General features: G+C 49.5%; 4 protein-coding genes. All 4 read left to right on the forward strand.

The genetic code is table 11. The features are described 5' to 3' along the window. The first annotated feature begins 229 nt into the window (after window positions 1–229). A complete protein-coding gene (trpS, locus tag QET40_RS07735; RefSeq protein WP_280126592.1) occupies window positions 230–1195 on the forward strand; it encodes a tryptophan--tRNA ligase in 966 nt (321 codons plus the stop codon). Between the two features lie 578 nt (window positions 1196–1773). Continuing rightward, complete coding sequence (locus tag QET40_RS07740) at window positions 1774–3417, forward strand: hypothetical protein (protein WP_280126593.1); 1644 nt, start codon at window positions 1774–1776, stop codon at window positions 3415–3417. Between the two features lie 68 nt (window positions 3418–3485). Further along, window positions 3486–7523 carry a hypothetical protein gene (locus QET40_RS07745; protein WP_280126594.1) on the forward strand — a complete coding sequence of 1346 codons (4038 nt, stop codon included), beginning with the start codon at window positions 3486–3488 and terminating at the stop codon, window positions 7521–7523. Window positions 7524–7557: 34 nt separating this feature from the next. After that, window positions 7558–8203, forward strand: a 646-nt coding sequence (locus tag QET40_RS07750; protein WP_345783062.1) for an autotransporter-associated beta strand repeat-containing protein, incomplete at its 3' end; no start/stop codon positions are given.

The following is an 8203-nucleotide window of genomic DNA, read 5'->3' on the forward strand; positions in this document are numbered from 1 at the left end:
GAAAATAAGAACCCCGCCGAAATAAAGCCGGCGGGGCTCTTATTTACTACCTATGAAATACAGAGCGCCGAATAAAGGGGGAAACATGGCTCTCTCCTTCCAGACTCCCCTAGGTTCTCTGTTATTGCATTTGACATCGATTTTTTGGAAAATGTTCAAAAAAAGAATGGTTTTTTTTACTGGAGCAAATTCTTGACTACGGGGCGCGAGCCAGCATGATAGCCACGTTATGCGCATTTTGACCGGATTGCAACCTAGCGGAATTGTTCACATTGGCAATTATTTCGGAGCCATGGAACCGGCCGTACGCCTGCAGGAGCAGGGGGAGGCATTTTATTTCATTGCCGATTACCACGCAATGACGACTGTCCATGAACCGGAAAAACTCCGTGAGTTCGTCCGTGGTCTGGCGATGGATTTCCTGTCTGTCGGTCTGAACCCGGAACGTTGCGTCTTTTTTCGCCAGTCGAGTATTCCGGAAGTGAATGAACTATCGTGGATTCTCGGTAGCGTTTGTCCGATGGGGCTTCTTGAACGTTGCCACTCGTACAAGGATAAGCTTGCCAAGGGTTTTTCCCCCAGCTATGGGCTTTTTGCTTATCCCGTGTTGATGGCAGCGGATATTCTTCTGTACGATTCAGACCAGGTGCCCGTCGGAAAGGATCAGAAGCAGCATGTAGAAGTGACTCGCGATTTGGCCGGCAAATTCAATGAACAGTTTGGCGAGGGATTGCTGAAGTTGCCTGATCCGATTATTGCAGAAAGCACGGCTGTCGTTCCTGGCCTGGATGGTCAAAAGATGAGCAAGAGTTACGGTAATACCCTTCCCATTTTCGGAGATGAGAAACCGTTGCGCAAGCTGGTGATGCGGATTCCGACGGATTCTACCCCTCTGGAGGATCCCAAGCCGGTGGATGGATCGGTTATCCTTCAACTGTACAAGCTGTTTGCATCCGCAGATGACTATTCCTCCATGGTGGATGATTTCAAGAAAGGCGGTTGTGGGTATGGGGACTTCAAGAAGCGCTTGTTTGACGCTTACTGGGAGTATTTCCGCCGTGCTCGTGAACGGCGTGCCGAGTTGGAAAACAATCCGGATTATGTGGATGAAGTTCTTGCCCAAGGGGCGGAACGGGCGCGTGTGGAAGCGGCCAAGGTGATGGATCGTGTTCGGAAGGCCGTGGGGTTAAGATAAAAGCGGGAGCGATTTGCTCTTGATTTGTTTCAAGCGTCGCAGGGATCACTGATCTTCTGCGGCGCAATTTTTTTTGAGGTATGGCGGAGTCTGCCTACCGGAAGAGTTGTTCCGGCCGGTTGCCTGGAACTGGTGAGGGGATAGTATTTTTTGAAATGGATGGATAATTTTATGTAAATATATATTTTTTAAACAACAGGTGAAGTTGTTTTTGAATTGCAGATTTTTATAATGAAATGAATATTTCCATGTGTTCGATTTGGAAATTCAATTTGATAGATTCGGAATATATGGATTTTTGATATGGGCGAAATATGCTTGTATTTTATCCATTTAAATCGATATTTTTAAAAATATTGAAGTTTTGTAAGCCTTATATTGTTCGTATTTTGGAAGATATTTTTTGAGATATTTTGTTGTGTAATAACAAACTTATAATTATTGTGTTATTGTGTTTTAACGGGGTGTTTTATTGTTATTGTAGTATCTTACATTGAGGCTATTTCCAAGTTGTTGTTTATTCTTGATAACGGTGTATTAAAGTGTTAATTAAAATAAACAGTATTTTTCTTTTTGCGATGAAACTCAGACTACCTCTTCTTTTAGCTGCGGCCGTTATGGCTTGCTATTCCCATGTTTCCTTTGGTGCGGATCCTTCGTCTTCCGGAGGTTTCAGTATCAATATCTGTACGGGAGACTCTGCCTCCGTAAGCGGAACGGATGAAATCGGAATGGTCGGCGTTCAGGCCGATAACTGGTTCAATTGGACTCCTGCCGCAGCCAATACTCCCGTGGGTATCACCAAAGACAATGCCGGAGCAGCTCTTTCGGGGGTAACCATTTCAACAACAAGAACGAACACATGGGGACCGGGTTCGGCCAATAAAACGACCGAGACGGATAAGCTTCTCTCTACCTATCTTGATGCTGGTGCATCGGATACCTTTACTATCACGATAGCCGGAGTTCCCTATTTGTCTTCAACTCTCTATTTGATTATGTCCGGCGACGGAGGGACATTTTCAGCCGAGAATATCAATGGGACCAATTGGACCTACAAAGACGGAGCGATGGTTGAGGGAACGGAAGCCTGGGGAAATCGTAGTGCCAATCAAGGGGCTTTGACATTGGGAACTAATGTTTTGCAGATTGATAATATTGCCGGTGGCAGCATTTCCATTACGAACGTAAGGAGTGCCGGGCGAGGAACGATTGCGGGGATACAGGTTGTCGATACATATGAGGGAACTTATTTGTACCGGACTCTTGACTCCACGGGAGGGGCGTGGTCCGATGCTTTATGGTCTGAGACGGATGGTACGACCGGTACTCTTGCCTGGGGAGGAGCGGGGAATGGAGCCGTTCTCAAGGCGGACGCAGGCGGATCGACATTGACTTTGTCTGGAACGGTTGTATCGGACGGTGTTATCCTTCAATCCGGGAAATTGATTCTTTCCGGAGGAACGCTTAATATGACGGGACCGGCTGCGTTTGTGACGGGGCAGGCAAGCACGATCAAGTTTGATGGAACCACCGTTACTTCAAGTGGTACCCTGGTCTTATCGGGTTCAGGCACATACGAGATTTCAGATTTATTGTACCTTCCTCTTTCTGTGGATGTAACGGGAGGTACTCTCAATGTTTCAGCGGGAGCGACGGTCCGGGATGGCAGTACTATACGTTTTGTCAATTCTTCGGTTTTAGATTCTTCTTCCCTGACGATTGAATCGGGAGGTTCTGTTCGTGTTGGTGCGAATATATTCAATACACTGAAAGTCGATTCCGTATCAGGCAGCGGGGAGCTTGCTTTGGATATTCCCATGGGGTTCGATAAGGAGAATCTTCCCGATCTGCACAGTTTGTTGGAGGATTTCGATGGGATGTTGACGCTGGGTAGTCCCGGGGAATATTATTTTAATTATACGGGATCGACAGATTTCAGTGCAAACATTCTGATTGGCAAGGAAGGGATGACGGTACATGTGGAAAAAGGTGCCACGTTTCGTCTGAACCCTATCAATAGTGGATCGAATACGTTCCTGAACGATATGATTCTGGAGGCAGGCAGCAGCTTTTACAAACAGGACTCCAGTTTGCTGAATTTAGCAGGCAATATCCTGATGAACGGCAATGTAACCGATTCCATTATCATAACCGGTCAGTGGGGGCAAAATCGACTCTTTTCTCAGGAAAAATTTCCGGGCAAGGAACAGTTCAATTGAGGTTAAGTGGTAATCTTTCGGAAACTTTCAGGATTAACAATGCTGCCAATGACTTTTCCGGAACCTGGATGGTAGGCCGGGACGATGGAGGAGAGATTACTCTTCAGTTGGAAGCCGATGCTATTTCGATGGCTTCTGTAGAATTGACCAACAAAGGGATATTGAGAAACAATGTTGAAAGCGCCTCTCTTGTCAATTTGTCGGGAACGATGGCTGATGGCCAGGTTACTTCCGGAGCGGCGGATGGGAGTTTCAATACTCTGACCGTCAAGGGAACTGCCAATTACGCCGGCAAGATCGGCAAAAACCTCAATCTGAACCTTGCAGGGGGTGTGGCGCATGTCCTGTCGGGAGATTTGAGCGCTTTCACCGGAACGATTACTGTTGCCGACAATGCCTCCTCCAATCTGACCCTTTCGGGAAGTTCTTCCGTCGATGGAGTCAATCTGTCCATGAGTCAGGGAAATTTGACGACGGGAGTGAAAGTGAATTTGCTCTCGGCCGATTCATCATCTTTGACTCTGTTTCTGACTGCCGGAGGGCAAATTGTTGTCACGGGAACCACATCGGCATTTGCCTCGACGACAGTAACGGGTGCTGGAATGATCGGCATGGATTTGAATTCCTCGGCGGGAACTCTTGATTTGGGCGATTTTACCATCGGAGCTACAGGTGGTTTCCTGCGGATCGATCTGTCCAATACCGATGATCTCAGTCAGTTTTCCCTGACTGCTACGGGGACGTCTTTGGATGTTCTTCGAGGATCCTTGACGGCATCCGCCGGCAACAAGTTGTATGTGGCAAGTGGTTATGCAGGGAATAATGTCTCCTTCTCCGAAATGAACCTTTTGGTGAATGAAAGTGAGTCCGGTGCCGACAAATACTATTACCGCAATGGAGGTTCCGTTACCCTGTCCCAGCCGGAATATTCGATGAATTCCCTTCTGATCAACGGTGATGCCGATGAAGCGACGACGGATGAAATCATCCTGAACGGAGCGGCTCTTTCTGCGGATTCTCTGACTTTTACCTCTTCTGCCGCTTATGCAATCAATGATGGCGAGACTGCCGGTAGTCTCGAAGCGGGACAGCTTTCCCTTCTTGGGTCGGGAACACTGACGTTGAATACGGCGTCCACGATCGGGAGTATTACGGGATCCGGTTCACTCGTTGTCTCTAAAAATACGATCATTCAGTCGGGAACGACAACATTGGCGAGTCTGAACTTTAATGGTACAACGTTGACTTTAGGGGATGGTAGTGATGAAAAAGCGGATATTATTTCTGAAATTCGAATCAATCAAACTGCAGATACCAATTTGATTCTGAAAAACGGTTCTTCCTTGACGTTGGAGGCTTTCCATTTGCTGGGAGTCGATTCGAAGGGATCTACCTTCAATTTAGGAGGAGAAGGTGGAACTGACAGGGGGGTATTGAACATACAAAGATATGCAGGAGCTGATGCATACCTGTCAGGTACGACGGCTTTTAATATCAAGACCGGCAATGTGATGAACATCCTGGGGGCTGTTGATGGAACTTCCGGAACGGGAGCTTTTGTCCTTGGGCATTGGAATTATACAACGTCGGTCAATGTGTCTGGTGTTTTGAATATTTTGAATGCCCATATCGGCGTTGTGTCGGCAACGAATGCTACTCTCAACATCAATGAAGGCGGTGTTGTGAACATCAAAGGTCTTGATTTGGCATACAAACGCGATGCTGCAGCCAAAATTGCCGTCGTGCTCAACGAAGGCGGCATGATTAATATGGGTGAGGACGGTATCGGCAAAACAACGGGTACGGCCGACGCGTTTACGCTTACCTTGAATGGAGGAACACTGGGTATTCTGAATACCGTGGATTCCTGGACAGGAGTCAAGGCAATGACTATCGGAGGTTCCGTCACGCTTAATACGGACAAATATACACCGGACACAACAGCCCAAGGTTCCGATTACGACGGTTATCTGGGAGGGGTGGGGACGATTACGATCAGCGGCGGCCTGACGGGCGTTGCCGGTACGGCTAACTTGACGATTGCGGGAGGAGGAGAAGTCGTTTTTTCCGGAGCCAACGATGATTATCAAGGAGGTATCACTATTGAATCGGGAGCGACCTTGACGGCTACGGGCGATAATAACAAGACCCTCGGCGGAGACAATGCCGTCGTGACTCTTCAGGACGGAAGCAAGCTTGTGTTCGGCGGTACGACCATGAATGCTGATTTTGCCTTTAAAGGCAACATTGTCGGCAATGGAAAAGGTATGATCGAATCGTCTACCAATGTCACGCTTTCCGATATCAATGTCGATGTGGAGACGGTCAATATTACCGGAGGTAAATTGATTTGGGACAACCGCACGACTTCTGAAACGAATCTCCTTCTTGGAGCAACAGTCAATATTGGACCGAATAGTACGCTCCAGCTCAAATTCCCGGGATCTACCTCCAAGCAAAACATTGTCCAAAGCTCCGTCAATTTGTCGGAGGGAGGAACCTTACAGTTGGGAACAGGGTATGTAGGGGGGGGAGGCGAAGTTGTTTTTAATATCGAATTTGCCCAAGGAATTACCATCCAGCCTTCCTCCGAAGCTGTCGTCAAAAAAGCTCTTCTCCAACTACCTTCCTGGGAACGTGTTTATTCCGTATCCAAATTGAATGGATCCGGTAATCTGGAAATTTCCAGGCAAGCCGGTGTGTATACCGTGGATGAAAACAAAAGTCTTTTCATTATCTCCGGAGTAGATGACGATTCTTCCAAGTGGTTTACTGGGACGATCTCGCTGACGAATGGAGATTCCGGAGATAATGAGGTTACCAAATATTTCAGACTGGTTCTCAACCACCAGAATGCCGCGGCCAAGGCTCTGATCTCCCTGGATAATGCCGCAACAAAACTTCGTTTGGGGGTTGCAGATGTTACGATAGCCGGTCTGAGATCGGCAAAAGCGGGAGCGATGTTGGAAAAATCAGCATCTTTGACTTCTCCCTCCAATTTGACAATCAATTACTCCGGATCTGATGCTCTGACCTTTAGCGGAAAGGTAACGGATGGCGTCAACGTGATCAAAACGGGGACGGGATCCCAGATCTTTGATGGCGATTTGACCGCGTTCAACGGTACCTTCACGGCGCAGGACGGACAGCTGACGGTCAATGGCAAAACGGTTGCCGGAGCAGAAGAAGGGACGACTCTTCCCGTGGTGGGTTCGGGTACCCGGTTCAATCTTGACGGCGGTAAATTGAGTTTCCCGTCGTTAATCGCCGGTTCCACCTTGACGACGACATCGGCCTCCAATGGTTCGTTGACGGGGACGTTGTCATTGGACGGTGGCAGCATCGTCGTCCTGGATGATACGGACACGCTGCAATATGCCGTTTCGGACGGCGGCAGCATCACTCTTGGATCAGGTGTTGTCTTTGATCTCTCATCACTAGTCTCCCTGACAACAGGACACTATATCTACCAGATGTTTACGCTGGACGGCGGATTTGATAAATCCAAAATTTCAAGTTACGGAATGGAGGTTGACGAGGATTCCCGTGACAAAATAGACTATCAGCTGAGGGCCGGCAATATGCTCCAGGTCGTTTTTGACAAGACGGATGTCACATTGACCTGGACAGGAGATGCCGATCTCTGGCAAACGAGGAATGATGCTTCTTCTTGGACTGCCGATATTCCTTCGGTGGATACCAGTTTCCATACGGGAGACAAAGTCGTCTTTACCAATGATGCCGCCGAGAAAACGGTATCAATCGTAGGAACGGTCAAGCCCAATACCATGGAAGTAACGGGAGGGGATTATACCTTCAATGCCGGGACGGACGGCACCATTGCCGGGAGTAGTTCTTTATCACTGACGGGTGGAAGCCTGACGATGAATCTGGCCAATACCGGATGGAACGGAGCCATTTCCGTCGGATCCGCCAAACTGGTTGCCAATACGGCCGGTGCTCTGGGAACGGGGACACTGACCCTGAACAACGGTTCTACCCTGGGCTTTGTTTCCGGAGGGCTGGATTCCCTGGCTTCGATCAATATTGCCGACAGTGCCACGGCAACTCTTTTGTGGTCTGGCGACCAGGGGACGCTGAATTGAGTTTTCCGGGACGATTATCAGTTCCGGGTCTATTGTGACCAATGTCGGCCTGTTGAAGAACGGCAGCGGGACATTGACTCTGAGCGGAGCCAATACGTCACAGGCGGATCTGGACATCAATGCCGGCGGCATCATCCTGTCGGGTGCCGGCGTCTGGAAGGGCGCCATCAACCTGACGGCTGCCGGCTCCACTCTGACCTACGCCAATACCTCCGCCATCACGCAGGGAACGGCGGTCACCGCCGCCGCCGGTTCGTCCATCAACTTTACGGGCGGACAGACCTACACCCTCTCCAACGAATCGAATGCCATTGCCGGCAGCGTCTCGGTCGGAAAGGCCGGAGACGCGACAGGCACGAAACTCGTCCTTTCCGGAGGATTCGGCGCCGGTTCCATCTCCCTGGCAACCGATCAGGATGCCCTGGAACTTTCCGGCGCCGACAAGGAACTCTCCGGCGAACTCTCCGGCAACGGTTCCCTGAGCGTTACAGGAGGCACCCAGACGCTTTCTTATGCCAATTCCGCCTTTACCGGCGCCGTCTCGGTCTCGGGTGGCACGCTGCGCGCCGGGTCGAACACGGCCCTGGGGAACAGCGACATTGACGTGTCGGGCACCGGCGCCTTGGACGTCAACGGAAAAACCCTCGCCAACAAAGTCTTCCTCACAGGCGGTTCCCTGG

It is taken from the genome of Akkermansia sp. N21169, from assembly GCF_029854675.1.
GTDB lineage: Bacteria > Verrucomicrobiota > Verrucomicrobiia > Verrucomicrobiales > Akkermansiaceae > Akkermansia.

What these genes read in the sequence shown, in the direction of transcription:
- trpS (WP_280126592.1), top strand. Translation starts at nt 230, where the DNA reads ATGCGCATTTTGACCGGATTGCAACCTAGCGGAATTGTTCACATTGGC.
- QET40_RS07740 (WP_280126593.1), top strand. Translation starts at nt 1,774, where the DNA reads ATGAAACTCAGACTACCTCTTCTTTTAGCTGCGGCCGTTATGGCTTGC.
- QET40_RS07745 (WP_280126594.1), top strand. Translation starts at nt 3,486, where the DNA reads ATGGTAGGCCGGGACGATGGAGGAGAGATTACTCTTCAGTTGGAAGCC.